The organism is uncultured Sulfitobacter sp. (genome assembly GCF_947497275.1).
Classification (GTDB): domain Bacteria; phylum Pseudomonadota; class Alphaproteobacteria; order Rhodobacterales; family Rhodobacteraceae; genus Sulfitobacter.
Genome location: NZ_CANMFS010000001.1, coordinates 83,986 through 108,179 on the forward strand (window position 1 = coordinate 83,986; position 24,194 = coordinate 108,179).

Annotated in this window: 21 protein-coding genes and 1 tRNA gene; 13 read left to right on the forward strand and 9 right to left on the reverse strand. The window is 60.8% G+C overall.

The features are described 5' to 3' along the window. Positions 1-3 precede the first annotated feature (3 nt). Positions 4-918: a CoA ester lyase gene (locus Q1A06_RS00415; RefSeq protein ID WP_299557557.1), complete on the forward strand. Its 915-nt coding sequence runs from the start codon at positions 4-6 to the stop codon at positions 916-918. Next, positions 918-1,715 (forward strand): SDR family NAD(P)-dependent oxidoreductase, encoded by a 798-nt coding sequence (locus Q1A06_RS00420; protein ID WP_299557559.1) that lies wholly within the window; start codon positions 918-920, stop codon positions 1,713-1,715. Before Q1A06_RS00415 ends, Q1A06_RS00420 begins: the two co-directional genes overlap by 1 nt. Here Q1A06_RS00420 and Q1A06_RS00425 read toward each other — a convergent pair. Beyond that, the gene (locus Q1A06_RS00425) at positions 1,705-2,499 is read right to left on the reverse strand and encodes a helix-turn-helix domain-containing protein (RefSeq protein WP_299557561.1); all 795 of its coding nucleotides are present in this window, start codon (positions 2,497-2,499) and stop codon (positions 1,705-1,707) included. The two genes, Q1A06_RS00420 and Q1A06_RS00425, sit on opposite strands and share 11 nt — an antisense overlap. A gap of 143 nt (positions 2,500-2,642) precedes the next feature. Here Q1A06_RS00425 and dctP point away from each other — a divergent pair, with 143 nt between their 5' ends. From dctP to Q1A06_RS00445, 4 genes are all read left to right on the forward strand, one after another. After that, positions 2,643-3,689 carry a TRAP transporter substrate-binding protein DctP gene (gene dctP / locus Q1A06_RS00430; RefSeq protein WP_299557563.1) on the forward strand — a complete coding sequence of 349 codons (1,047 nt, stop codon included), beginning with the start codon at positions 2,643-2,645 and terminating at the stop codon, positions 3,687-3,689. 110 nt (positions 3,690-3,799) lie between these two features. Next, complete coding sequence (locus tag Q1A06_RS00435; RefSeq protein ID WP_299557565.1) at positions 3,800-4,603, forward strand: TRAP transporter small permease subunit; 804 nt, start codon at positions 3,800-3,802, stop codon at positions 4,601-4,603. Next, complete coding sequence (locus Q1A06_RS00440; protein WP_299557567.1) at positions 4,593-5,987, forward strand: TRAP transporter large permease subunit; 1,395 nt, start codon at positions 4,593-4,595, stop codon at positions 5,985-5,987. Before Q1A06_RS00435 ends, Q1A06_RS00440 begins: the two co-directional genes overlap by 11 nt. A gap of 374 nt (positions 5,988-6,361) precedes the next feature. Then, on the forward strand, positions 6,362-6,991 hold the full coding sequence (locus Q1A06_RS00445) for a tyrosine-type recombinase/integrase (protein WP_299557569.1): 630 nt from the start codon (positions 6,362-6,364) through the stop codon (positions 6,989-6,991). Positions 6,992-7,052: 61 nt separating this feature from the next. On the opposite strand, the gene Q1A06_RS00450 is transcribed toward Q1A06_RS00445, so the two are convergent. After that, positions 7,053-7,126 (reverse strand) — tRNA-Cys (locus Q1A06_RS00450). Between the two features lie 198 nt (positions 7,127-7,324). Between Q1A06_RS00450 and Q1A06_RS00455 the strand changes: the two genes are divergently transcribed. From Q1A06_RS00455 to Q1A06_RS00465, 3 genes are all read left to right on the forward strand, one after another. Then, on the forward strand, positions 7,325-7,978 hold the full coding sequence (locus Q1A06_RS00455; RefSeq protein WP_299557571.1) for a protein-L-isoaspartate O-methyltransferase: 654 nt from the start codon (positions 7,325-7,327) through the stop codon (positions 7,976-7,978). 60 nt (positions 7,979-8,038) lie between these two features. Beyond that, positions 8,039-9,472 carry a TolC family outer membrane protein gene (locus Q1A06_RS00460; RefSeq protein WP_299557573.1) on the forward strand — a complete coding sequence of 478 codons (1,434 nt, stop codon included), beginning with the start codon at positions 8,039-8,041 and terminating at the stop codon, positions 9,470-9,472. Positions 9,473-9,697: 225 nt separating this feature from the next. Next, complete coding sequence (locus Q1A06_RS00465; protein ID WP_299557575.1) at positions 9,698-10,801, forward strand: hypothetical protein; 1,104 nt, start codon at positions 9,698-9,700, stop codon at positions 10,799-10,801. Between the two features lie 3 nt (positions 10,802-10,804). Here Q1A06_RS00465 and Q1A06_RS00470 read toward each other — a convergent pair whose 3' ends face one another. After that, complete coding sequence (locus tag Q1A06_RS00470; protein WP_299557577.1) at positions 10,805-12,262, reverse strand: cobyric acid synthase; 1,458 nt, start codon at positions 12,260-12,262, stop codon at positions 10,805-10,807. Between the two features lie 82 nt (positions 12,263-12,344). Continuing rightward, positions 12,345-12,665, reverse strand: coding sequence for a DUF6280 family protein (locus Q1A06_RS00475; RefSeq protein WP_008228933.1), 321 nt, complete (start codon positions 12,663-12,665; stop codon positions 12,345-12,347). A 215-nt stretch (positions 12,666-12,880) separates the two neighbouring features. Between Q1A06_RS00475 and efp the strand changes: the two genes are divergently transcribed. Continuing rightward, complete coding sequence (gene efp / locus Q1A06_RS00480) at positions 12,881-13,444, forward strand: elongation factor P (protein ID WP_299557579.1); 564 nt, start codon at positions 12,881-12,883, stop codon at positions 13,442-13,444. Between the two features lie 65 nt (positions 13,445-13,509). On the opposite strand, the gene Q1A06_RS00485 is transcribed toward efp, so the two are convergent. Continuing rightward, on the reverse strand, positions 13,510-14,253 hold the full coding sequence (locus tag Q1A06_RS00485) for a folate-binding protein (protein WP_299557581.1): 744 nt from the start codon (positions 14,251-14,253) through the stop codon (positions 13,510-13,512). A gap of 77 nt (positions 14,254-14,330) precedes the next feature. Between Q1A06_RS00485 and Q1A06_RS00490 the strand changes: the two genes are divergently transcribed. Then, positions 14,331-15,077, forward strand: coding sequence for a TIGR04283 family arsenosugar biosynthesis glycosyltransferase (locus tag Q1A06_RS00490; RefSeq protein ID WP_299557583.1), 747 nt, complete (start codon positions 14,331-14,333; stop codon positions 15,075-15,077). 65 nt (positions 15,078-15,142) lie between these two features. Here Q1A06_RS00490 and Q1A06_RS00495 read toward each other — a convergent pair whose 3' ends face one another. Further along, the gene (locus Q1A06_RS00495; RefSeq protein WP_299557585.1) at positions 15,143-16,999 is read right to left on the reverse strand and encodes an ABC transporter ATP-binding protein; all 1,857 of its coding nucleotides are present in this window, start codon (positions 16,997-16,999) and stop codon (positions 15,143-15,145) included. Positions 17,000-17,156: 157 nt separating this feature from the next. On the opposite strand from Q1A06_RS00495, the gene Q1A06_RS00500 reads away from it, so the two are divergent. Then, positions 17,157-18,365, forward strand: a complete 1,209-nt coding sequence (locus Q1A06_RS00500; protein ID WP_299557587.1) for an aminotransferase class V-fold PLP-dependent enzyme — start codon at positions 17,157-17,159, stop codon at positions 18,363-18,365. Here Q1A06_RS00500 and Q1A06_RS00505 read toward each other — a convergent pair. Together Q1A06_RS00505 and Q1A06_RS00510 are read right to left on the reverse strand one after the other, a co-directional pair. Beyond that, the gene (locus Q1A06_RS00505) at positions 18,362-18,541 is read right to left on the reverse strand and encodes a hypothetical protein (protein ID WP_299557589.1); all 180 of its coding nucleotides are present in this window, start codon (positions 18,539-18,541) and stop codon (positions 18,362-18,364) included. The genes Q1A06_RS00500 and Q1A06_RS00505 overlap by 4 nt on opposite strands. Positions 18,542-18,593: 52 nt before the next feature. Then, on the reverse strand, positions 18,594-19,697 hold the full coding sequence (locus Q1A06_RS00510; RefSeq protein WP_299557590.1) for a pyridoxal phosphate-dependent aminotransferase: 1,104 nt from the start codon (positions 19,695-19,697) through the stop codon (positions 18,594-18,596). A 129-nt stretch (positions 19,698-19,826) separates the two neighbouring features. Here Q1A06_RS00510 and Q1A06_RS00515 point away from each other — a divergent pair, with 129 nt between their 5' ends. Continuing rightward, the gene (locus Q1A06_RS00515; protein WP_299557592.1) at positions 19,827-20,615 is read left to right on the forward strand and encodes a crotonase/enoyl-CoA hydratase family protein; all 789 of its coding nucleotides are present in this window, start codon (positions 19,827-19,829) and stop codon (positions 20,613-20,615) included. Positions 20,616-20,671: 56 nt separating this feature from the next. On the opposite strand, the gene Q1A06_RS00520 is transcribed toward Q1A06_RS00515, so the two are convergent. Then, a complete protein-coding gene (locus Q1A06_RS00520) occupies positions 20,672-23,827 on the reverse strand; it encodes a valine--tRNA ligase (RefSeq protein ID WP_299557594.1) in 3,156 nt (1,051 codons plus the stop codon). Positions 23,828-24,194 lie beyond the last annotated feature (367 nt).

Here is a 24,194-nt window from a genome sequence, read left to right on the forward strand (position 1 = left end):
GAGATGACCCAGCCAAAGAGACTTCGCCGTTGCCAGTTGTCCGTGCCCGGATCGAGCGAGAAGATGATGCAAAAAGCCTCCGGCCTCGACCTGGATTACGTGTTCCTCGATCTGGAGGACGCGGTTGCCCCCTCGGCCAAGCGCGTAGCGCGCGGCAAGATTGTCGGGGCGTTGAACGAGCTGGACTGGGGCCGCACAACCCGCTGCGTGCGGATCAACGACCTGTCCACTGAATACGCCTATGAAGACATCATCGAGGTGGTCGAGGGCGCTGGCGACAACCTCGACTTGATCATGCTACCCAAGAGTATGGGACCCGACGACATCACCTTTTGCGACAAGCTGCTGTCGATGATGGAGAAGAAGTTGAAGATGACCAAGCGGATCGGTCTGGAAACCCTGATTGAGGAGGTCGAAGCGATGCAGAAGGTGGATGAGATCGCCGCCGCGTCCGACCGGCTCGAGGCGCTGATCTTTGGCATGGGCGACTATTCGGCCAGCCAGGGTGTGTCGATCAAGGACATCGGCGGCGAGAGTGGCTATCCCGGCGATATCTGGCACTATCAGCGCCAAAAGCTGACCATCGCGGCGCGCGCCAACCGGATCGACGCGGTCGACGGCCCGTTTGCAGATTTCCGCAGCCCGGACGCCTATCGCGAGGAATGCCGACGGTCGATGATTTTGGGAATGGTCGGAAAATGGGCGATCCACCCTTCGCAGATCGAGATCGCGCAGGAAGTGTTCTCGCCCGATGCCGAGGATGTCGCGCGCGCCCGCAAGATGAAGGCTGCCTACGAGGAAGCCTGGGCGCAGGGGTTGGGATCGGTCCAGTTTGAGGGACGAATGATCGACATCGCCTCGATCCGCATCGTCGACAACACGCTGCAAAAGGCCGACATGATCGGGGGATATGCCTGATGAGCCATCCCTCAGGGGCCATCCCAGACCCGACCGGCCTGCATCCCACGCGGCTTGATGGCAAGGTGGCGCTGGTCACCGGGTCGGGTCAGAACATCGGCCGGGCCATCGCGCTGCGTCTGGCCGAAGCCGGGGCGGCGGTGATCGTGAACGGCGCGCGCAACCGCGACAACGTGGACGAGACCGTGCGCCTGATCGAAGAGGCCGGAGGGCGCGCGCACCCAATCATGTGCGATGTCTCGGATGCCGACGCAGTGGGACGCATGGTCGCCGAGGCCGCGGACACCTTCGGATCGGTCGATATCTCGGTGTCGAATGTTGGCCGTCGTCTGCACAAGCCGTTCGAGGAGATCGAGATCGCGGACTGGGACGACTCGATCCGCATCAACCTGTCAGCTTCATTCTACCTTGCGCACCACGTTGTGCCGCTGATGAAGGACAAGGGGTGGGGCCGGATCATCCATGTCTCGGGCTATGACGGGTTCACCGGCCATCTGATAAACCGCGCCTACAACATCGCGGCCAAGTCGGGGATGCACGGATTTTCCAAGGCCATCGGCAAGGAGCTGGGCCAGTACGGCATCACTGCCAACACATTGGTGCCCGGCGCCATCGACACCGACCGCGACTGGAGCCAGTATCCCAACACGGCTATTGATACGGTACGCGAGAGGATCGCGGTGAAACGCTGGGGCCACGTGGACGACCTAGCCTACGGGGCGGTCTATCTGTGTACCACCGGCAGTTTCATGAACGGACAAGCGTTGCACCTGAACGGTGGCGAATTCATGTTCTGACCGTCTCAGCCCCGGCAGCTTCGTCAGACTGCGCGCGCTTGAACATGCGGGCCTGTTCCAAAAGGGTGTCGCGCAGCCAGTCGCGTTTCGGGTTCAGGCGGGCCAGCGGCCCGCCCAGCCCGATCGCCAGCGATCGTCCCTCCAGGGGCAGATCAATCAATGTCGAAATCGTGCCGACCTCTTCGGTGACCATGCCGAAAGTCTCGAAATAACCCTGTTGCCGCGCCGTCTCGACATTTTCAAGCACCTGTGCCTCGGTCAGGGGCGAGGGCTTGGAGCTGAACTCAACATTGTATCGGCGCACCATCGCGCCGATCTCGGCATCGGTGAACCGTGTGAGCAACATGATCCCCACGCCGCAGCCGTGGATTGGCCGGGTCTGGTTTGGCCGCAGCGAAAAGCGCAATGAATGCGGCGATTCCAGCATCGAGACATAGCGCGCCTGAAGGCCGCTCTGCGCACCCAGCAGAACCGCCTCGCCGGTGCGTTCGGACAGGTAGTTCATCAACCGACCGATCGCTGCCATACCGCCCGGCGCCCCCAGTGCCCAGTTGCCGACAAAGGCCAGCCGCTCCGAGGGCAGATACCGTCGGTCGCCGCGGCCTCGGGTCAGATATCCCTCGTGAACGAGCGTCTTGAGCAATGAAGAAATGCTTGATTGCGGCACGCCAAGTGCATCGACGATGTCTTGCACGCTCAGCGCGCGGCGTTCGGCCTCGAACAGCTCGAACACCTGCACCACCCGCATTGCGGATTTCACCGCGCCTTTCAGTTCATTGTCCATAACTACACCAATTATCACATACGGGATGTATTTCATCAACATCAAGATGGACTATGATCCGCCCCTCTGGAATCATCAAGTTACAAAATGCCCGTACAAGACCCGTTCCGTAGGGTCGACCGGGACAACTCGGGAGGGAAACCATGAAGATATTGACTGTATTTCCGCTTAGCGTTGCGCTGGCGTTGACTGTTTCGGCCGCACATGCGCGCACTTTGAGCTTTTCCAGCTCGTCCCCGCCCAGTGCTGCAACTTCGGAAGTTCTCAAGGAATGGGCCGAGGACTTGGCCGAGGCGACCGATGGAGAACTGGAAGTCGAGTTCTATTGGCAGCAATCGCTGTCAAAGCTGGGCGACAACCTCGACGCGGTTGCCAGCGGGCTGGCCGACATGGCGGTGGTCGTGCCAGCCTATTCGCGGCAGAAACTCCCGCTGAACTACTTGTCCTCGACATCGACCGGTACGGGCGACCCTTGGGTGATCTCGAAGGCCTGGCGCGCGACGCGCGACGCATTTCCCGCCATCACCGAGGAAGAGGTAAATGAAAACGTCAAGTTCCTGGCCATCGAATCCATCGGCCCGGTGATCTTCGTAGGTGACAAGATCTACAAGTCGCCCGAGGATTTCGACAACGCCACCATGCGTCTGTCGAGCCATTATGCCTTTGCCGCGCAGAATTCAGGGTGGGACGTGAACCCAGCGCGCATCCGCTCCCCCGAGACTTATACCTCGCTGGAAAAAGGTACAATTTCCGGCGCCACCACCTATGCGAACCAACTCTACCCGTTCCGGCTCAACGAGGTGGCGGACTATGTCACGCGGCCGGATCTGGGCCAGCATTCGAGCATGTACTACATCAATCTCGATGTGTGGAAGGATCTCTCCGACAGCGAGCGTGAGGTCATCGAGGCGTCGCTGGATGATCTGAACAAGGCCTTCGCCAAGGCCGAGGTGAACGAGGCCGCTTCTGTGTTCGACCGAGTTCAGAAGGACGAAACCTATCCGATGGAGATTTATGAGCTGACCGACGAGGAACGCGCGGTTTGGGCCGAGGCGCTGGCGCCGTCCTATGCCAACAACGTGTCCAAGGCGGCGCAGGTGAACCCTGCGGCCCCCGAAATCGGCGAGGCCTACCGGGCCAATCGCGAAGCCGCTGCCGAAGAGTTGAAAACGGGCGACTATCCCTGGTGATCCGACAGATCGGTTCCCGTCGAGGGGCCGGTCGTTTTCCCGGTTGGACCCTTAACTTGATCCGTCTCCCCCCCCCGATTCCGGAGCGGTGGTTCTGAAAGGACGCGCGCGTGTTCACTTTCTTCATATACCGGCACCTGATCGCCCAGGCTGACAGTTTCTGGACGGTGCAGCATATTCTCTCTTTATGGCTCCTTGCGGTGCTATTCGATGTGTTGGCGCTGTTGCTGCTCTATGTTGCGGCGCGATCCCTTCAAGCCGCCGGAGAAGGCCCCGGCGGTGAGCGGGCCAGAGCCGCGCTTCAGAAGCTCGCCGACCGGATACGCCGCATCGACCATATGATCCTGTGGGTCGCGGGGGCCGTTCTGGCCGTCATGGTCCTGATCACCTTCGTCTCGGTGATTGGGCGCGCAACATACAAGCCGTTACCCGATGACATCACGGCGGCGGAATGGGCGCTGGTCCTGATGGTGTCGCTGATGCTGGGCACGTTGCAGGGGCGGGAGGATCACATCGAGGTCACAGCGCTGTCGGACACGCTGTCCTATCGGTGGAACTTGTACCTGCGGGTGTTCGGATGTCTTGTCGGGGTCGTTGCGGTTACGCGGCTCTGCATGGTGTCGTTCGAGGAGGTGCCGGACAGCTTTCTCGAGATCACCTACGGCTCAATCTACGAATTGCCATCCTGGCCGCCGCGGCTGTTCTTCATGGTCGGCCTTGCCTGGTGGCTGACCCGGATCGCAATTCAGTTCGTGATGCTGCCGGTGCTGATACGCTTGGATGCGCGCGATCAACTAGGTGATTTCGGCCCCGTGCCCCTGTTGTCGCAAACCGGCACGGGCGAGGGCGAACTGGATCTATCGGAGCTGGTCGATCACCAGTCAGCCAAGGTGGGAGGCGCGCGTGGAACGTGAACTGATCGGCGGTATCGGGGTCATCTTGATGATCTTGCTTTTGTTCCTGCGCGTGCCGGTGGCATTTGCGCTGTTGGGGGTTGGCTGGGGCGGCGTGGCCATCCTGCGCTCGACCGGGGCGGCGGACGCGGTGCTGTCGGCCGACACCTTCGGCAGCCTGCTTAATTTCGACCTCACCACGATCCCCAGTTTCATGCTGATGGGGTATATCGCCTACGTCGCCGGTTTCACCCGCGAGGTTTATGACGCCGCGCGTGTGCTGTTCGGGCGTCTTCCCGGTGGACTGGCCGCCGCCTCGACCATGGGCTGCGCGGCCTTCGCCGCCGTCTCCGGTTCCAGTCTGGCGACCGCCGCCGCGATGGGCAAGATCGCGGTGCCGGAGATGCTCAGGCGCGGCTACGACAAGGGTCTGGCCACAGGCGTGGTCGCGGCGTCGGGTACATTGGGGTCACTGATCCCGCCCAGCGTCCTGATGATCCTCTATGCGGTGTTCACACAGCAATCAATCGCGCTGCTGTTCATTGCCGGTATCCTGCCGGGTATCCTGTCGGCAGGTATCTATATCGCAATGATCTTGATTCGCGCCCGGGCCAACCCGGACCTGGCGCCGGGTATGGCGGAACGAATTCCGTTCCGCGAGAAACTGCGCTCGCTCAAGGGCACGTGGGCAATCACGCTGCTGTTCATCTTGGTGATGGGTGGAATTATGGTCGGGTTTTTCACCCCGATGGAGGCCGGGGCTATCGGGGCTTCCGGGGCCTTCCTGATTGCATTGCTTGCGGGGCGCTTGACGCGGGCCAAGCTGGGGCGCGCTTTTCTCGACACCCTGCGCCAAAGCGGGTCGATCTTTGCCATCATCTTTGGCGCTCATGTCTTCACCCGGTTCATGGCCCTGTCCGGTCTGGGTCAGTGGCTGGCCGATATTGCAACCAGCTACAGCGACCAGGCGGTGCCAGTGATCATCGCGCTGTCAGTGATCTATATCGTGCTGGGAACTTTTATCGGGCCGATCGAGATCATGCTGATCACACTGCCCATCGTGGTGCCGGTGGTCGAAAGTTATGACATCTCGCTGCTTTGGTTCGGGATCATCATGATCAAATATCTTGAGATCGGGTTGATCACGCCACCATTAGGATTCAACGTGTTCATGATAAGTTCGGTGGTCGGCCGATCCGTGCCGATCAGTACGATTTTCCGCGGGGTGCTGTGGTTTCTGGCCATGGACGTTGTAACACTCGCGCTGCTCATCGGGGTGCCGGCCATCACGTTGTTCCTGCCGGAGCTTTACACCGACTGGATGTCCTATCTGCGCACCGCGAACCTGGAGGCCGGTGAGGCGATCTGGCTGTGGCTGACCGCGGGCGCAAGCTCGGGCGCGTGATGAAAAGACCTGTCAGAGGTGTTCGCGGAAATTCAGGCCAGTCGTTAAGGTGGATAGCATGACGAGAGAAGTGATCCGAAATGAAGAAACGAAAGAACCATTCACCTGAGTTTCAGACCCCAGAGTTTTGGCAGGAATACGCGGATATTCTGGCAGGGGAGGCGCCGCCTACACGCGTTAATACCCGCAACATTGCGGCGCTCGTCAAAGACTATCTCAGTTCGCCTCGCTAAACACGGTTCAAGCCGCGCACTGCGCTGGACTACGACAAGTATCTCGATTTCTTCTTGTCGATCATGGCAGGTATCAATCTGGCCATATGCGACGTAAAGATGTGATCAGAGAAGGCATATTCCGCAAATTACTCTTTGCGGGTGCTGCGTGTCCTCATGGAGCATTGCGTTGATCTGGGTTGGCGCGACGACAATCCGGTAAAGGGTGCGCCTGAACTGAAAACCGGAAAGGTCGCGCAGGAGCCTTGGCCGCAGGATCTGTTAAACGTCTACCGAACTGCTTACCCGCTTGGGACGCGAGAACGGCTGGTTATGGAGCTTTGCGTTGGCACGGGTCAGCGGATTGGCGATGTTCTCGAAATGCGCTGGTCTGATATTCAGGACGGTGCATTCTTGATCCGCCAGAACAAGACGGGCAAGGAACTCTGGGTTCCGATCCTGCCTGAACTGAGCGCGGCCCTTGGGGCTGCAAGCCGTCATTCAGTTTTCGTCCTGACAAATGAGCGGGGCGCGAACCGCTGGCCTTATCGCGGCGCGTCCCAAGCGGTGCGGAACGTCCGCGAGAAGATCGGGGCAGTGGACTATGATATCCACAGTTGGCGCTACAACGCGGCTTGTGAGTTGCTCGAAGCCGGATGTAGCGATGATTTGATTGCTGACGTGACAGGTCAAAGCCAGGCGATGGTTCTGCACTACACCAAGAAGGTCCGCCAGAAGATGCGCGCCATCGAAGCGCAGCAAGAGCGAACAGAACAAAAACGGAATGTTTAGACGTTTGTTTAGACTTTCAACTGGGCTGGATCACTCGATCTGCTAAGTCATTGAAAGTAAATGGAGGCGAGTAGGAGAATCGAACTCCTGTACACGGATTTGCAATCCGCTGCGTAACCACTCCGCCAACTCGCCACCTGCGCTTTGCTATAAACCGGCGCTTGAGACGCTGCAAGGGTGAACATCCGCGTGTCATGCTCTGTGACGGAGGAAGCGTGCCCTGCAGGACGCGCTGGCGGGTTAAACCGCCGCAGTGCCGGATGCGGCGTTGCTGCTGGCTTGTTGTTGTGCAACATTTGGCGCAACTGGATTCTGCAGAGACGAGCTTCCCTCATGACCGATTTTACCGCCCGACGTACGATGATGGTTGACACGCAGGTGCGCCCTTCCGATGTCACGAAATTCCCGATTATCGACGCGATGCTGGGTGTTGCGCGCGAAGATTTCGTTCCGGTGGCAAAGCGCGAAGCCGCGTATGCGGGGGAAGACCTCGATCTTGGACAAGGGCGTGTCCTGGTCGAGCCGCGCACGCTTGCAAAAATGCTGGATGCCCTCGCTATTGAGGGCAACGAGCTTGTTCTTGATATAGGCTGCACCTTGGGGTACTCGACAGCCGTGATCGCGCGCATGGCCGAAGCGGTCGTGGCCGTCGAGGAAGACGAGGCCATGGCGCACGAAGCGCAGTCCGCGCTTATCGAGGCGGGCGCCGACAACGCAGTCGTGCATACCGGACCGCTGGCCGAAGGGGCTGCCCAGCATGGTCCCTACGATGCGGTCGTGATTCAGGGCGGCGTTCAGACGGTTCCTTCGACAATTGTCGACCAGTTGAAAGACGGAGGCCGGATCGGTTGCATTTTCATGGATGGACCGCTGGGCGAGGCGCGCATCGGGCGTAAGCGCGGTGACAAGATAAGCTGGCGGCTTGCATTCAATGCGACCGCGGCGGTTTTGCCGGGTTTTGGTAAGAAAAAACAATTCGTTTTGTAGGCGCAACATTTCCGGACCTGTGGTCCGGGGGCCTAGGGCTCGAAAACGTAAGGGATGCAAATGGGTATCGTAAAGATCAAGGGCGGAATACGCCGTATGATGGCGCAGACAATTCTGGTAAGTGTCGTGGCTTTCTCGGTCACGGCGCCCGGGGCGCGCGCCGAGACGCTGGCGGACGCCCTCGTCAGTGCGTACAAAACCTCCGGCCTATTGGACCAGAACCGCGCCTTGCTGCGTGCAGCGGATGAGGATGTGGCGCTTGCCGCCGCGGCGCTGAAACCGGTGATAGGGTGGACTGCATCCATCACGCAAAGCCTCGGGCGCGCACGGAGTGCGACCTTTCCGACGATAAGCGATACCGACGCGTTGAACGCATCGGGGTCGCTGATCGCGGAACAATTGCTGTACGATTTTGGAGCGAGCGCATTTGGCACCGAAGCTGCGAAAGAAACTGTGCTCGCGACCCGCGAGACTCTTGTTTCGATCGAGCAGGATGTGCTTTTACGCGCGGTCGAGGCGTACATGGGCGTGATTGAAGCAGCCGAATTCGTAGATCTACGGCAGAACAACCTTCGGCTTCTGGGGCAGGAACTACGTGCCGCGCAGAACCGTTTCGAGGTCGGTGAAGTCACGCGCACCGATGTGGCGCTTGCCGAAGCACAGCTCGCGAATGCGCAAAGCGGGCTCGCGACTGCGAAAGGGAATTTCCTGATTGCTGTCGAGGAGTTCCGGAGCATTATCGGACGTCCGCCGGGAAGTCTTACGCCGCCGCCGCAGTTGCCCGATATCGCCTCCGATCTGGAAACGGCCAAGGCGCTTGCCGTACGTCGTCATCCGGCGCTCCGCGCCGTGCAGCACCGTGTTTCCGCGGCAGAATTGCAGATCAGGCGCGCCGAAGCCAACACGAAGCCCACGGTAAACCTGCAGGGCGCGATTTCTGCAAATGAGGCATTGGATTCGAACGCTTTCAATACCAGCGCATCCTTAGGTATCAACGCGGGGGGCACCATCTATGCGGGTGGAGCGCAGCCGGCGAGCATTCGTCGCGCGCAGGCATTACGCGATTCGGAGCGCGGAAATCTTCATGTGGTGCGCCGGAATATCGAACAAAACGTAGGCAATGCCTATGCGCGTCTCGCCTCTGCGCGTGCCACGCTCGCGGCATCCGACGGTCAGGTCCGCGCCGCGCGGATCGCGTTCCGCGGCGTGCGCGAAGAAGCGACGCTGGGCGCGCGAACGACGCTGGATGTGCTTGATGCAGAACAGGCGCTGCTGGATGCCGAAGCGACAAGGATTTCGGCGCAGTCGCAGCTGTATGTGGCATCTTACGCGGTTCTGTCGTCGGTTGGACAGCTGACCGCGCGTGCCTTGGGCTTGCCCGTGCAGCTTTACGATCCTGCAGAATACTACAACCTGGTGAAAGACGGACCGTCGAAGCGTTCAAAGCAGGGGGCGCAGCTGGACCAGGTGCTTCAGAGGTTGCAGAAAAACTGAGCAATCGTCCGCACTTTTTGGTGGATGCAGGAACGCGACCGACCGGGGAGCTTAACGGTTTCAGGTGAAGCTGTCGGTCGATGCGCCATGTGGGCCCAAAGGGAAAAAGCACGCTTCATCACGCCGCTGCAACAGGCGTGATTTAATCTTTTCCAAACTTTTCCGAAGCATTGTGGGAATTTGAAGGCCGCGCTATCCTTTCACCCGAGCAGAGAGTGGTGATTTATGTCGAAACCCGTCACGAATGAAGAGGTCGAAGATGTTCTGTCGTCGATCCGCCGTTTGGTGTCCGAAGATAAACGCCCGCTGGCAGGCTTGCGCAGCGCGCCGACCGGCCCATCGGCGCAACCGGCCAGCCCTGTAGCCGACGAAAAGGCTGAGAAGCTCGTCCTTACGCCCGCTTTGCGCGTACCGCAGGCGCCACCGGAAGCACAGGATGAGGGGCCGCTTGATCTTGGTCTGGTCGCGCGTCAGACGTGGATCGGACGCGATCCATCCGAAAAGCCGCAGAGCGTTGCACAGCAAGGCACGCTGGACGATGCGGACATCGCGGAGACACCGCAGGATACAGCCATGGATCCTAAGGAAAGAGCTTTGAATGATCTGGATGCCCTTGTTCAGGAAACCTTGGCAGGGAAGGTATCGACGGATGCGGAAGACGCGAGCACAGATACTCAAGCTGTCAATGAGGCACCCGATGACTGGTCCGATCTCGTACCGGATCACGGAGATTCCCCGGACGAGGCTTACGCCGCCCACCAAGAGCAAGATGAAGAGCGTGATCGGCATTGGAACATAGAATTCGGTGACGTGCATGCAGAATGGTCCGATGAAGACGGCTCATCGCTGGTCGGGCAGCCGACGGACGAACATGCGGATCCGGTGTTGACGGGCGATGGCGTGGCTTTAGATAAGACCGTGCCGCTCACAGCGAAAATCGCCGCTTTGGAAACCGCTATAGGTGCGATTCGTCAGGATTGGGAACCAGATGGAGCGGGCGACGACGATTATGCCGGCGCGCCTGCTGCCGCGATGGCGTGGGAAGATGACATTGACCTCGACGCGACGGGCAGTCCTCTTAACGATCACCCGCAGCAGGACCTTGACCACGAGCGTTCAAAAACCCCGGCGGACGAGGCAGATTCAGAGGCCACCGCAGGACTGGCTTCGGATGATGGGTTGATGGACGAGGAGACGCTGCGCGATCTCGTCAGCGAAATAGTACGGTCCGAACTTCAGGGCGCTCTGGGAGAGCGTATTACACGTAACGTGCGCAAGCTGGTTCGGCGGGAGATCCACAGAGCTTTGACGGCGCAGGAGATGGAATAGGCGTCAGCCGAGACCAACTGTTTCCAGCAAAAGATCAAGATCGAAATACCGCTCCAGGTGTGCGGCCAGATCATTAAGCGTTTCCTCGACCTGCTGTTCGTAGAGAACGGTTGATACCGCGCCGACCTGCGCCAGATAGGCTGCGCGAAATGCGTCCGAGGCGAATATGCCATGCAGATAGCATCCCAGTACCGTTCCTGAACGGTTCGATGCGCCGTCAGGCGTGCCGTCAAGCTCGATCCAGGGCCGTTCACAATCGCGTCCGGTCGTGCTGCCCATGTGGATCTCGTAGCCTTGAAGGGAGGTTGCGCTTTGCTGGTGGCGGCCAACGCGAAGCGACAGCTTCTTGACCGGGGCGAGGATGGTTTCGACGTCGAGATGCCCCAGACCCATGACGGTTCCGGCTGGTCCCTCGACACCGCCGGGATCGCTGATGGAATGTCCCAGCATCTGATAACCGCCACACAGGCCCATGACATGGCCACCGCGTCGGATATGCGCCGCGATATCGATGTCCCATCCTGTCGCGCGCAAGGCGGTCAGGTCGGACACCGTTGCCTTACTGCCCAATAGAAGGATCAGATCCGCCTCGGCGGGGATCGTGTTGCCCGCTGTGACCATGCGCAGATCCACATTCGGTTCCGAACAGAGTGGGTCGAGATCGTCGAAATTCGATATACTCGGCAATTGTGGGACCGCAATCACCACGCCCGTACCGCCAGACCTCGCACGGGCGGGAAGGTCCATCACATCCTCCGCCGGCAGACGCGCTGCTGCATTGAACCAGGGTATGACGCCGAAACTCCGCCAACCGGTCCGCTGCACGATATCATCGCGTCCGGCATCGAAAAGGGTGCGGTCGCCACGAAACTTGTTGACGCAGAACCCCTTGATCAGGGCATTGTCCGCATCCGACAGAACGGCCTGCGTGCCGACGATCTGTGCAATCACGCCGCCGCGGTCGATGTCTCCAAGCAGGATGACCGGCACCTCGCACGCGCGGGCAAAGCCCATGTTGGCGATATCTCCGGCGCGTAAATTCGTCTCAGCGGGGCTGCCAGCGCCTTCGACGACGATTAGATCGCATTGCTGTCCCAATCTGTCAAAGCTGTCCACCACGGCCGGCAGCAGCGTTTTCTTGTTCGCGCCGAATGCACGGGCGTCCTGATGACCGGCCACGCGACCCTGAACGATGATCTGTGCACCGGTAGCGGTCTCCGGTTTGAGCAGCACAGGGTTCATATCAGTGTGAGGAGAAACACCGCAGGCACGCGCCTGCAGCGCCTGAGCGCGACCAATTTCCCCACCATCCGCCGTCACGGCGGCGTTGTTCGACATGTTCTGTGGTTTGAAAGGACGGACCTTGATCCCGCGCAAGTGCAAGGCACGCAATATGCCGGCCACGATCATGGATTTGCCGACGTTGCTGCCGGTGCCCTGGATCATGATCGCTTTGGCCAATTCGGATCCCTCGCGCCGCCCGCCCGCAAAAAAAAGACGCAAGCCACCGGCTCGCGTCTTTTTCGCTTCGATGCGCGCGCTTTTACGCGGCTTCGGCTTGCTGGGCGGCGTTGCGGCGCTCCGACTCTTCGCGCGATAGCGCAACGGATGTCCGGACGCCTTTGCCGACAAAATCCATCAGACCGGTCACGACGCGTTCGTTGGGATCGATACCGGCGCAACTCAATACTTCACGACCATCGCGCGACCGCGCCCACCGGGCGATCTGCTCGGGGCCGTTGCCGTATTTTTTGTCGTCGGCAATCGCATCGTCCAACGCGGCCAGTACCACGGCAGCGAATAGTTTGCGGGCACGGTTGCCCTGCTCGTTGTTAAAGGCTGTGCCATCAACGAAATCTTTCATCTCGTCGTCCTTTCATTATTCTTGCTCTTGTCATCCACGGCGTCGGGTCGTTCTGACAGATAAAGAGCGATTCGGATACCCTGTTTTCACATGGCACCTATGACATGAACGCATAGCTTTTCGCAGGCGCAGCACGATAAAGGTGTCCTTGCACGTGTAAGTGACACAAGATATAGGGCTCGGTAATCATTCATCAACCTTGTCAGAGTTTGCAGATGCCAAAAATTAACGGAAATGAGATCCGTCCAGGAAACGTATTGGAACATAATGGCGGTCTTTGGGCAGCCGTGAAGGTAGATCACGTGAAACCGGGCAAAGGTGGGGCATTTGCACAGGTTGAGATGAAAAATCTTCGCAACGGCTCAAAGCTCAACGAACGCTTCCGGTCTGCGGACAAGGTGGAGCGGGTGCGGCTGGAGCAGAAGGACCAACAGTTCCTGTACGAGGACGATGGGATGCTGGTCGTGATGGACACAGACACCTACGACCAGGTTCAGATCCCGGCAGATCTGTTGGGAGAACGCCGTGCGTTCCTGCAGGACGGCATGATGATTGTCGTCGAATACCACGAAAGCGAGGCGTTGAACGCGTCGTTGCCGCAAAAAGTGACCTGCAAGATCGTTGAGACAGAGCCGGTCGTGAAGGGCCAGACCGCCGCGAACTCCTTCAAGCCGGCGCTTTTGGACAATGGTATCAAAGTGTCCGTACCGCCGTTCGTCGGACAGGACGAGGAGATCATCGTGAATACCGAAACGATGGAGTATGTCGAGCGCGCCTGACGCCGCGTCTCGCCGACCTGCTGTGACGCGTCCCGTATTGCGGGGCGCGTTTTGCATTGTAATGGCTACTCTACACGCTCAACTGCTGCATCGCCCGCCTGCATCGTACCCTTAGCGCGATCAAAGCGGAGATAGGCGAGGGCAAGATCGCCGGACCGCGACAAAAGGGTACCGACGGGTTTGCCGTCGGCCGTGATTTCGGTACCGGTGTGCGCCTCACCGTTGACCGCGACCTTTGCAAGGCCTTTGCGAAGCTCGGTCTTGTGCTTCATGCGGGCGGTGACTTCCTGCCCAACGTAGCACCCTTTGCGGAAATCGACGCCTCCGATCCGGTCGAACGCCATTTCCAGAATGTAGCTCTCAGGCGTCAACTCCACTCCGGCGCGGGGGATGATGTGTGCAACGCGCAGCGCGGTCCAGTCCACGGTATCGTCCGTCTGCAGGTCACTTCGGTAGGCGCGCCAGCCGAGGGCGGCATGGCGCGGATCGGGCAGGGCGTCATCGGGCAAGACGCCAATGCCCCGGTGCAGGTGGAGGGCGGTGGGGGCGATGGTGACGTCCGCACGCAGTTTATACATCGACAACCGCTGCACCAACATATCGGCCTGTGCTTCATCCGCGTCCAACAGCACGCCGTCACCATCGGCCTTGAGGAAGAAATCCGCCAGGTACTTGCCTTGGGGGGTGAGCAGCGCCGCATAGACAAGACCGTCTTTCAACCGTTCGATATCGTTGGTGATCAGGCCCTGCAGAAACTCGAGTGTGTCGGCCCCCGTGAGGCGCAGAATACGGCGGGAAGCGGCGGTCATCGGACTATCCTTTCATCATTGGTATCTATATAGCGAGCCTCGCCCCGGGCAAAAGGGGTGAACGCGAAAGGAACGGGATGCGCGCACAACTCTCGGTTATCGTACCGACACTGAATGCCGAGACTACACTAGGGTCCTGTTTCGCCGCCCTGATGGAGGGCCTTGATGCCGGGCTGATCCGCGAAGTCATCGTGAGCGACGGCGGGTCGAGCGATGCGACGGGTGCGCAGGCGCAGGCGTGGGGGGCCGATGTTGTCCACGGCACTCCATCGCGCGGTGGGCAGTTGCGCCGGGGTGTTGCGGCAGCGCGCGGCGAGTGGTTCTTGATCTTGCACGCGGACACGGTGTTGGCACCGGGTTGGAGTGGTGCGGTGATTGCGCATATGCAGGGGCGCAGGGCGGGGTGGTTCCGGCTGTCGTTCGACCGGCGCGGACTCGCCCCCTCTATGGTCGCGGGTTGGGCGAATTTGCGAAGTCGGATGGGACTGCCTTATGGCGATCAAGGACTGCTCGTGCACCGGGATGTCTATCGTGCGACGGGGGGCTACCGCGATATTCCCTTGATGGAAGATGTAGCATTGGCGCGGGCCTTGCGCGGTCAGCTGACGCCGGTGGACGCGGTCGCGATCACATCCGCGTCCAAATACCGACAGCACGGATGGCTGTCGCGCGGAAGCCGTAACCTATGGACGCTCCTGCGGTACCTCTGCGGAACCTCTCCGATGCGGCTTGCGCAAAGTTATGATCGCAGACGCAAATTGCCGTTGGCAGCGGATCCAAAGGACGCGCGTGCGCGCGACACGATTGATGACGCGCGCGGCTGAGGTTCTCGCGAAGGTCCCAAGCCGGTGGCGATTGCGGATGTGCCATGCGGTGATTTGCCGTTGGGCTATCCGAACAGATGCTGTCCGATCCTCTGCAGAATGTTCGGCTGCCTCTCATCGTCATCGCCTTCCACTCGCACGGTTTCGCGCCCGGCGAGGCGCTCCGACACCGTCTTGCCGTCCTTGAACTGAAGCCGGTAGAGGTCGGCGTAGATACCGCCGCGTGCCAGCAGCTCTTCGTGGGTACCGTGGTCGACGACGCGGCCGCGGTCCATCACGATGATCTTGTCCGCGCCGCGGATCGTGCTGAGCCGGTGCGCGATCACGAGGGTGGTGCGGCCGACTGACAGGCGGTCCAGCGCATCCTGCACCACTTGCTCGGACTGGGCATCCAGTGCGCTCGTTGCTTCGTCCAGAAGCAAGATCGGGGTGTTGCGCAGCAGGGCCCGCGCGATTACGACGCGCTGGCGCTGCCCGCCCGACAGAGCGGAGCCGCGTGGCCCCACACGGGTGTCCAGTCCGCGTTCCAGTTGCGGCAAAAAGTCGGACACGAAAGCGGCATCGAGAACGGTTTTCAGCTGTGCGTCGGTGACGTCGGTACGACCGAGTACGATATTCTCGCGCAGCGTCTCGTCGAACAGCAACGCCTCTTGCGACACCACGGAAAACAGCATTCGAAGATCTGGAATGGCCATCGCAGTGGTGGGCACGCCGCCGATGCGCACTGTACCTTCATCAGGGTCCAGCAGGCGGGTAAGCAAATTGAAGATGGTCGATTTGCCGGCCCCCGACGCGCCGACGAGGGCAGTCGTCTCGCCTGCCTTGGCGGTCAGGGAAACCCCGCGAAGTATCTGCGCGTCGCCGAAAGACAGGATCACATCATCAAGCTCGATGTCCGGGCTTTGGGTCGGCGCGGCCTGCGGTGCGGCCGGCGAGGACAGGCGGACGGGTGCGTCCATCAATTCCTTGATCCGTTCCAGGGCTGCGGCGGCGGTCTGCCATTGGCCGCTGATCGCACCCAGACGCCGCAGGGGATTGAAGGTAAACCCCATCGCGGTGAAGAAAGTCATGAATTCACCGATAGTCTTGTCGCCGGAGATGATTTCCGAGCCGCCATAAAGGATTACGGCCATGAAGCCGATGCCGGAGATGATGTCGATCATCGCGGGGATCGCGGAACTGCCGAAGGCGGTACGCACCTCTGTTGACACGAAAGTCTTGGTGATGTCGCGGTACTGGCGCGCCTGGTAGGCCTCCAGCGCGTTCAGCTTGATCTGGACGATGCCGTGAAACACCTCGTCAAGGCGGGTGGACAGGGTCGCGCCCAGATCGCGCGCCTCGCGCGCGCGGCTGCGGACGAAGCGTTGTGCAAAAGCGGCGGGCAGTACCATAACGGGGATGCCGATGCAGGCCAGCAGCGCCCAAATTGGATCAATCGAAATCGCGACGGCCAGCAATACAAGAAGCCCGATGAAATCGCGCCCTGCACCGGTGATGACCGCACGCCATACGTTCCCCACGGCGTTTACGTCGGACTGTACCCGCTGGACCAGAAATCCGGGCGGATGGTTCTGATGAAACGCGCCGTCCTGCTGCATCATCCGGTCCAGCAGGTCGATCCGCATATCGGCGGCCGATCGTTGCGAAATACGGGTCAACAGAACCTTTGAGGCGACGCTGGTAAAGGCGCGCAGCACGAAGATCCCCAGCAGCACAAACCCGACGACCAGCAACATCGAAGAATCGCCCGCGACAAAAACGCGGTCGAACATCGGCTCCATCAACTTGGCCATGGCACCCAGTGTGGATCCCTCGAGCACCATGCAGAAAACGGCAAGCCCGAGTTTGCCCATGTGCCGGCGCAGGTAGTCCTTCCAAAGCCAGCGCATCAGCTGGCCCGAGGTATAGCTTTGTCCGCTCATAGTTCGGGCTTTCCTGCTCGGTCCGGAGAGTTCGCGCGATCCTAGTGGGCCTTGCGGGCAGGGGCAAGCGCAGGGCGCGATTGACGCGGCTGCGCGAGCGGCTATGGTCTGCGCCAAACGGCAATTGCAACCGGTTGGCCGAAAAGGAAAATAGCAAATGACACAAAAGCCGAACCTGTCCCACGGGCGGGGATACCTTGCTATTCCGGGACCGTCCGTGATGCCCGAGGCGGTCCTTCAGGCGATGCACCGTCCCGCACCGAACATCTACGAAGGCGAGCTGGTCGATATGATGCCGGGTATCGTGGCAGATCTGAAACGTGTCGCGCGCACCGAGCATCATGCCACGATCTATATCGGCAACGGACACGCCGCGTGGGAAGCGGCGCTGAGCAATGTCGTGGCGCCCGGCGAGCGTGTGCTGGTTCCTGCAACGGGACGCTTTGGGCATGGTTGGGCAGATATGGCTGCGGGGATCGGGGCCGACGTGGAGATCATCGATTTCGGCAAATCCGCGCCTTTCGATCCGACACGGGTGGCCGAGGCATTGGCTGCGGACACGGACCACCGGATCAAGGCCGTGCTGGCGGTGCATGTAGATACGTCAAGTTCGGTGAAGAACGATGTTGCGGCCCTGCGCGCGGTACTGGACGCCGAAGGCCATCCGGCGCTTTTGATGGCCGATTGCATCGCGTCGTTGGGCTGTGACCGTTTCGAGATGGACGCCTGGGGCGTCGATGTGGTGGTAACAGGCTGTCAGAAGGGGCTGATGGTGCCACCCGGATGTGCATTCGTTTTCTTCAACGACCGTGCGCAGGCCGCGCGTGCCGCGATGCCACGGGTGAGTAGGTACTGGGACTGGGTGCCGCGCAGCGAGGGAACCCAGTTCTTCCAGTATTTTGCAGGCACCGCGCCCACGCATCATTTGTACGGGCTGCGCACATCGCTGGATATGATTCACGCCGAAGGGATCGAAAATGTCTGGGCGCGGCACGGTGTACTTGCGCGTGCGATCTGGGCGGCTTGCGATGCGTGGGCCACGCAAGGTGAAATGCGGCTGAATATTTCGGATCCTGCCTATCGCAGCACTGCCGTTACATCTTTGCGCCTGGGACAGGCTGACGGCACGCGTCTGCGCGATTGGGTGCAAAACCAGCTTGGTCTGACGCTGGGGATCGGGCTTGGCATGGCGGAACCGGGGGATCCGAAGCGGGACGCGTTCTTTCGGCTGGGTCACATGGGGCACGTCAACGGACAGATGGTCATGGGGATGCTTGGCGGGATAGAGGCGGGTCTGTGCGCGCTCGACATCGCGCACGGACGCGGTGCCCTGGATGCAGCAGCGGAGGTGATCGGCGGGGCCTAGCCCGCTCTGCGCACCTCGACGTAGCTGATCAGCCGATTGATACACCAGCCTGTTCCCGCGACTGCAACGAGGCCCCAGATCGCCCAGATCGCAAAAAAGATCCAGGCGATGTTCACGCCGAACATCACGATGCAGGCGGTTGTGAAATCGGGCGCACTGCCCCGCATGTCATCCATCGGCGTCGTTTCCCTTGTCTCGCCTACAAAGATAACGCAGGTTTCCGCCAAGTCAGCCTTTTTCTGCATCCTGCAAGGCGAGCGGCAGCGCCGCGGCGAACGCATCGAGCATCGGATCAGTGCCGCAGCTGACGCGAATACACCGGTTTTGCGGTGCGACGAACGGCATCCGGACAAATACCCCCCGCGTGACCAGCCCGTCGAGCACGGCCTTGGCGAACACCCCGTCGCGTCCACAATCAATGGCGACGAAATTGGTGGCGGAGGGCAGGGGCTGTAGCCCGTTGTCTCGTGCGATCAGTGCGATCCGGCTTCGCGCTGCTGCAATCCGCTTCTGGACTGAATGCAGATAGGGCTGATCGTGCAATGCCGCGAGGGCACCAGCCTGCGCCGCGCGGTTCATGCCGAAATGGTTGCGCACCTTGTGAAACGACCCGATCAGATCGGGATGCCCGATCGCGTAGCCGACACGCGCGCCGGCCATCCCGTAGGCCTTGGAGAACGTGCGCATCCGGATCACCCTTGGATCATCTGCCGGCAACAGCAGCGCCGTGCCTTCGGGCGCGCAATCGATGTATGCCTCGTCGAGCACCAGCAGCGTGGTATCGGGCAAGGCGTCCATGGCGCGCAGGATGTCGGCACCGGTGTGATGGCTGCCCATCGGGTTGTCCGGATTGGCGAGATAAACGAGCTTTGCGTCGACCTCACCGGCCTTGGCGAACAGGGCCACCGGATCCTCGTGGTCGCCGCTGTAGGGCACGGTATGCAGCGCACCGCCGAAGCCCGCCACATGGTAACTGAAGGTGGGGTACGCGCCTGCGGAGGTCACAACGGCATCGCCTCGCGCGACGAGCAGACGCACGAGATATCCCAGAAGGCCGTCGATGCCTTCGCCCACCATGATATGCGCGGGCGTTGTCGCGTGATAATCGGCAAGGGCTGCGCGCAGATCGTGGCTTTCGGGATCGCCGTACATCCAGTGTGCTGTCTCTGCCATGGCTGTGATCGCATCGGGTGAAGGGCCGAACACGCTCTCATTCGCTCCAAGCCGTGCGTCGAACGCGGCGCCCCGCGCACGCTCTTGCGTTTCCGGACCAACGAACGGAACCGTGGCGGGAAGCGACCGGGCGAGAGGGGTGAGGCGGGCATGTGTCATACCCGCAGTTATGACATGCGCGCGGCCAGGGGCAAGTCGTGTTGATGGGTGCCACGATTGCCGCCACGTTTCGCTGGCCAGAACGCGAGAGATGGTGTGAACTGCTGCCATTAAACGGAGGAAGCCCCCATGTCCCGCGTCACAGTCACCTTTGACAATCATATCGCCCACGTCCGCCTGACCCGTGCCGACAAGATGAACGCCGTCGATCAGGATATGATCGATGCAGTCATCGCAGCCGGAAACGACGTCGCCGCGTCCGACGCACGGGTCGTGATCCTGTCGGGCGAGGGAGCGTCCTTTTGCGCTGGCATCGACATCAGCGGCCTGTCTGGCATGGTCGGCAAAGACCCGGCCGAGCTGTTGATGCCGCGCACCCACGGAGACGGCACCACCAACCAGTGGCAGGAATTCGCAATGGTCTGGGCGCGCATGGATATCCCGGTGATCGCCGCCGTGCATGGCGCGTGCTTCGGGGCGGGAATCCAGTTGGCGTTGGGGGCAGATATCCGCATCGCCTCGCCCGACGCGAAGTTCGCGGTAATGGAAATGAAATGGGGAATTGTGCCGGACATGGGCGGCATGGTGCTGCTGCCCAGGTTGGTGCGCTCGGACGTGCTGCGCCGGATGACATATACGGCAGAGCCTGTCGGAGCGGCGCAGGCGGAGCGTTGGGGGCTTGTGACTGAACTGGCCGATGATCCGCTGGCCGCAGCGCAGGCGCTGGCCGAGACGATTGCCGGCAAGAGCCCTTCAGCGATCCGTGCCGCCAAGCGGTTGATCGCGGTTGCCGAGACGGCGGATGCCGTTACGGTGCTCGACGCCGAATCGCGCGCGCAGGTCGGGCTGATGGGCAAGCCGCATCAGATGGAAGTCATCGCGGCGACCATGGCGAAACGGCCTGCAGTCTTCGACTAAGGGGCGAATTGCCTGTCGCGTTCCAGGCCGGTTAACCGGCCTGGCGCAATCACATACTAACCGATCTCGGCGAGCCGGTCCAACGCGGCCTGAAGCTGATCGGCCTCCGCCTGCCGGGCATCCAGATTGGCCCGCGCTTCGGCCACCACATCTTCGGGCGCTGACGCGGCAAATTTGGGATTGCTCAGCCGCCCTTTCAGGCCGCCGATCTCCTTGCCCAGCTTATCGAGCGATTTCTGCAACCGCTCCTGTTCTGCGCCTATATCGATGATCCCCTCGAGCGGCAGGCCAAAGGTGGCACCCGGCGCGCCGATGGCGACTGTTCCCTTGGGAAAGGCATCCGCCTGTTCGAGTGTTTCGATGCGGGCAAGCCGCTTGATCATGACTTCGTTCTTGTCCCAAGCAGCCTTTGCGGTGTCGTCCATGTCGGTGGTGATCATCGGAACCTTGAGCCCTGCAGGCACATGCATCTGCGTCCGCGCGGACCGGACGCTTTCGATCAGGCCGATGACCCAGTTCAGCTCGCGATCGGCCTCGGGGTCAAGCAGGTCGTCGGTCGTGTAGGTGGGCCAGTCCGCGTGCACAAGCTGTTTGCCGCGCTGCGCGGTGGTGCCCCAAAGCTCTTCTGTGATGAAGGGCATAATAGGATGCAGCAAGATCAGGCATTGATCCAGGACCCAGGCGAGCGTCTGACGGGTTTCGTCGGCTTCAGGCGCATTATCCTGCAGCAGCGGCTTTGATAACTCGACGTACCAGTCGCAAACCTTGCCCCAGACAAAGGCATACAGCCCGTTGGCGGCATCGTTGAACCGGTAGGCGGCAAGTGCCGCGTCGGTTTCCTCGCGGATGCGGGCGGTCTCGCCGACGATCCATCTGTTGAGCGTGGCGTGCGGTTTAGGCATCTGCGCGGGCGATCCAGTGAATACGTCGTTCATTTCCGCAAAGCGGTGCGCGTTCCATATCTTTGTGCCAAAATTGCGGTATCCCTGAATGCGCTGGGTCGACAGCTTCAGATCCCGGCCCATTGCGGCCATCGCGGTGAGCGTGAAACGCACGGCGTCGGCACCGTATTCGTCGATCAGCTCGATCGGGTCGAGCACGTTGCCGAGAGATTTCGACATTTTCTTGCCCTTCTCGTCGCGCACGAGAGCATGAACATAGACGGTGCTGAAAGGTTTCTGCCCGGTGATCGCGAACTGCATCATCATCATGCGGGCAACCCAGAAGAAGATGATGTCGAAGCCCGTAATCAGAACGGACGTGGGGAAGTATTTCTCCAGTGCTTGCGTCTGCTCGGGCCAGCCAAGCGTGCCGATGGGCCACAGGCCCGAGGAGAACCAGGTGTCGAGCACGTCGGGATCGCGCCAGACGGGATAAACCAGATCGGTCGGATCCTGGCTGAACGAATAGGCCGAAAGCGCCTCTGCCAGAACATGAACCGCTGCGGCGCGGTTGTCGACCTCGACCACGCGGGCGTGATCGAGCGGGGTAGGCAGATTGACCAGTACTTCGTCGAACTTCTCGCGCACGGCATCGAACGCAGGCGCGCAGTGATAGTGATCGCTGCTTTCGGGAAGCGATTGCTGCAACAGCAGGCGCGAGATTTCGACCAGATCCAGCGCACCATCGCCTTCATCGTCGATGAAGCCCGCGCCCTTGAGGTCCAGTCCGTACCAGACCGGAATCTGGTGCCCCCACCACAGCTGCCTTGAGATGCACCACGGCTCGATGTTTTCGAGCCAGTGAAAATAAACCTTCTTGTCTTGCTCCGGCAAGATTTGTGTATCGCCGCTGCGCACGGCGTCGATGGCGGGCTGCACGATCTGGGCGGTGTCGACGAACCACTGATCGGTCAGCATCGGTTCAATGACAACCTTGGAGCGGTCACCGAAAGGCTGCATGATCTTCTTGGCCTCGACCAGCGGCACCAGCGTGTCCCCGCGCGCCTCGCCGCCCTCTTCCGGGGCAAGGGGCTTTGCCGCAGCCTTGCCCAATCGTGGATCATGCGCCTGCGTCATCACGGCGAGGCCTTCTGCGGTGATGTCCTCAACCACCAATTTGCGCGCCTCGAACCGGTCGAGGCCACGGTAGGCATCGGGGACGAGGTTGATCTCGGTCGCGTCCTGCGGCGCGCGCGCGGTACCTTCGGCGATCGCTCTGGCGCGTGCGGCAGCCTCATCATAGGGCAGGCCGTCCGCCCGCATCGCGGCCCGGGTATCCATCAGCGCGTAAAGCGGGATGTTGTTGCGGGTCGCGACGCCGTAGTCGTTGAAGTCATGCGCGCCGGTGATCTTGACTGCACCGGAGCCGAAGTCCTTGTCGGGGTATTCGTCCGTTATGATCGGAATCATGCGGCGGTGCTCTTTCGGGCCAACCGGTATTTCACATAGTTTTCCGATGATTGGCGCATAACGTTCATCCGATGGGTGAACGGCGACGGCACCATCGCCCAGCATGGTTTCAGGTCGTGTCGTCGCGATGGAGATATAGTCGCGCACTTCCTCGAACAGCGTGTTACCGTCCGCGTCCCGTTCGACGTAGGTATAGGTCGCACCGCCAGCGAGCGGATATTTGAAGTGCCACATGTGACCGTCGACTTCGATGTTCTCGACCTCGAGATCCGAAATCGCCGTTTCAAAGTGCGGATCCCAGTTGACGAGGCGTTTGCCGCGATAAATCTGGCCCTTTTTGTACATCTCCACGAAGACCTTGAGCACGGCGTCATGAAAGTTGCCGTCTTCTCCTTCGGGTGCACCAGGCGCGCCGGACATCGTGAAGGCGTTGCGGGACCAGTCGCAAGATGCGCCAAGGCGTTTGAGCTGCTCTATGATGGTATCGCCGCTTTGGGTCTTCCACTCCCACACCTTTTCGAGGAAGGCCTCGCGTCCTAGCTCGCGCCGGGAAGGTTGCCCAGCCTCGGCGAGTTTGCGTTCGACGACCATCTGCGTGGCGATCCCGGCGTGGTCCTGGCCCGGTTGCCAGAGAGTGTCGAACCCGCGCATGCGATGCCAGCGGACGAGGATGTCCTGGAGCGTATTGTTGAAGGCGTGCCCCATGTGCAGAACACCGGTGACGTTCGGCGGCGGGATCATGATGGAAAAGGTCTCATCCCGCGTCGCGTTCGCACCGGCGCGGAAGGCTTCCGCCTTTTCCCAGGCGGCATAGAGGCGCGCTTCGGCGTCTTGTGCGTCGAATGTTTTTTCAAGTGCCATGAGATCGCTTTCCGAATATGTGTTTGAAGGTGATGTAGCGGAGGTCGGGCGTGAGTGGAAGGGGCGGCGGTTCGCCGCTCTTGGGCCTGCGGCCCAAAACGCCCCGCCCGCCATCCCGTCAGGCCGGCAGGACCGGATCGAAAAGGTCTTCGAATTTCGTTCGGTTTACGGTTTGTTAAGCAAGCTTTGGCCAGATACGGACAGGCGGTGCGCAAAGTCTGGCGAAGGGCCGCCGGGACGACAATGGGCGTTCTCGCTCCGTGCAAGCACCTGCCGCAGGCGCAGGCCGACGGAACGGGAACGTCCCCCTGTAAATTGCACCGATAGAGGTACACCCGGTGATCGGTCTGCACCGGCTCGTTGGGCT

Bases quoted from the DNA above. Each gene is read 5' to 3' on its own strand.
- Q1A06_RS00415 (WP_299557557.1), top strand. From the start codon at position 4: ATGACCCAGCCAAAGAGACTTCGCCGTTGCCAGTTGTCCGTGCCCGGA.
- Q1A06_RS00420 (WP_299557559.1), top strand. From the start codon at position 918: ATGAGCCATCCCTCAGGGGCCATCCCAGACCCGACCGGCCTGCATCCC.
- Q1A06_RS00425 (WP_299557561.1), bottom strand. From the start codon at position 2,499: ATGGACAATGAACTGAAAGGCGCGGTGAAATCCGCAATGCGGGTGGTG.
- dctP (WP_299557563.1), top strand. From the start codon at position 2,643: ATGAAGATATTGACTGTATTTCCGCTTAGCGTTGCGCTGGCGTTGACT.
- Q1A06_RS00455 (WP_299557571.1), top strand. From the start codon at position 7,325: ATGACCGATTTTACCGCCCGACGTACGATGATGGTTGACACGCAGGTG.
- Q1A06_RS00460 (WP_299557573.1), top strand. From the start codon at position 8,039: ATGGGTATCGTAAAGATCAAGGGCGGAATACGCCGTATGATGGCGCAG.
- Q1A06_RS00465 (WP_299557575.1), top strand. From the start codon at position 9,698: ATGTCGAAACCCGTCACGAATGAAGAGGTCGAAGATGTTCTGTCGTCG.
- Q1A06_RS00475 (WP_008228933.1), bottom strand. From the start codon at position 12,665: ATGAAAGATTTCGTTGATGGCACAGCCTTTAACAACGAGCAGGGCAAC.
- efp (WP_299557579.1), top strand. From the start codon at position 12,881: ATGCCAAAAATTAACGGAAATGAGATCCGTCCAGGAAACGTATTGGAA.
- Q1A06_RS00485 (WP_299557581.1), bottom strand. From the start codon at position 14,253: ATGACCGCCGCTTCCCGCCGTATTCTGCGCCTCACGGGGGCCGACACA.
- Q1A06_RS00490 (WP_299557583.1), top strand. From the start codon at position 14,331: ATGCGCGCACAACTCTCGGTTATCGTACCGACACTGAATGCCGAGACT.
- Q1A06_RS00495 (WP_299557585.1), bottom strand. From the start codon at position 16,999: ATGAGCGGACAAAGCTATACCTCGGGCCAGCTGATGCGCTGGCTTTGG.
- Q1A06_RS00500 (WP_299557587.1), top strand. From the start codon at position 17,157: ATGACACAAAAGCCGAACCTGTCCCACGGGCGGGGATACCTTGCTATT.
- Q1A06_RS00505 (WP_299557589.1), bottom strand. From the start codon at position 18,541: ATGGATGACATGCGGGGCAGTGCGCCCGATTTCACAACCGCCTGCATC.
- Q1A06_RS00510 (WP_299557590.1), bottom strand. From the start codon at position 19,697: ATGACACATGCCCGCCTCACCCCTCTCGCCCGGTCGCTTCCCGCCACG.
- Q1A06_RS00515 (WP_299557592.1), top strand. From the start codon at position 19,827: ATGTCCCGCGTCACAGTCACCTTTGACAATCATATCGCCCACGTCCGC.
- Q1A06_RS00520 (WP_299557594.1), bottom strand. From the start codon at position 23,827: ATGGCACTTGAAAAAACATTCGACGCACAAGACGCCGAAGCGCGCCTC.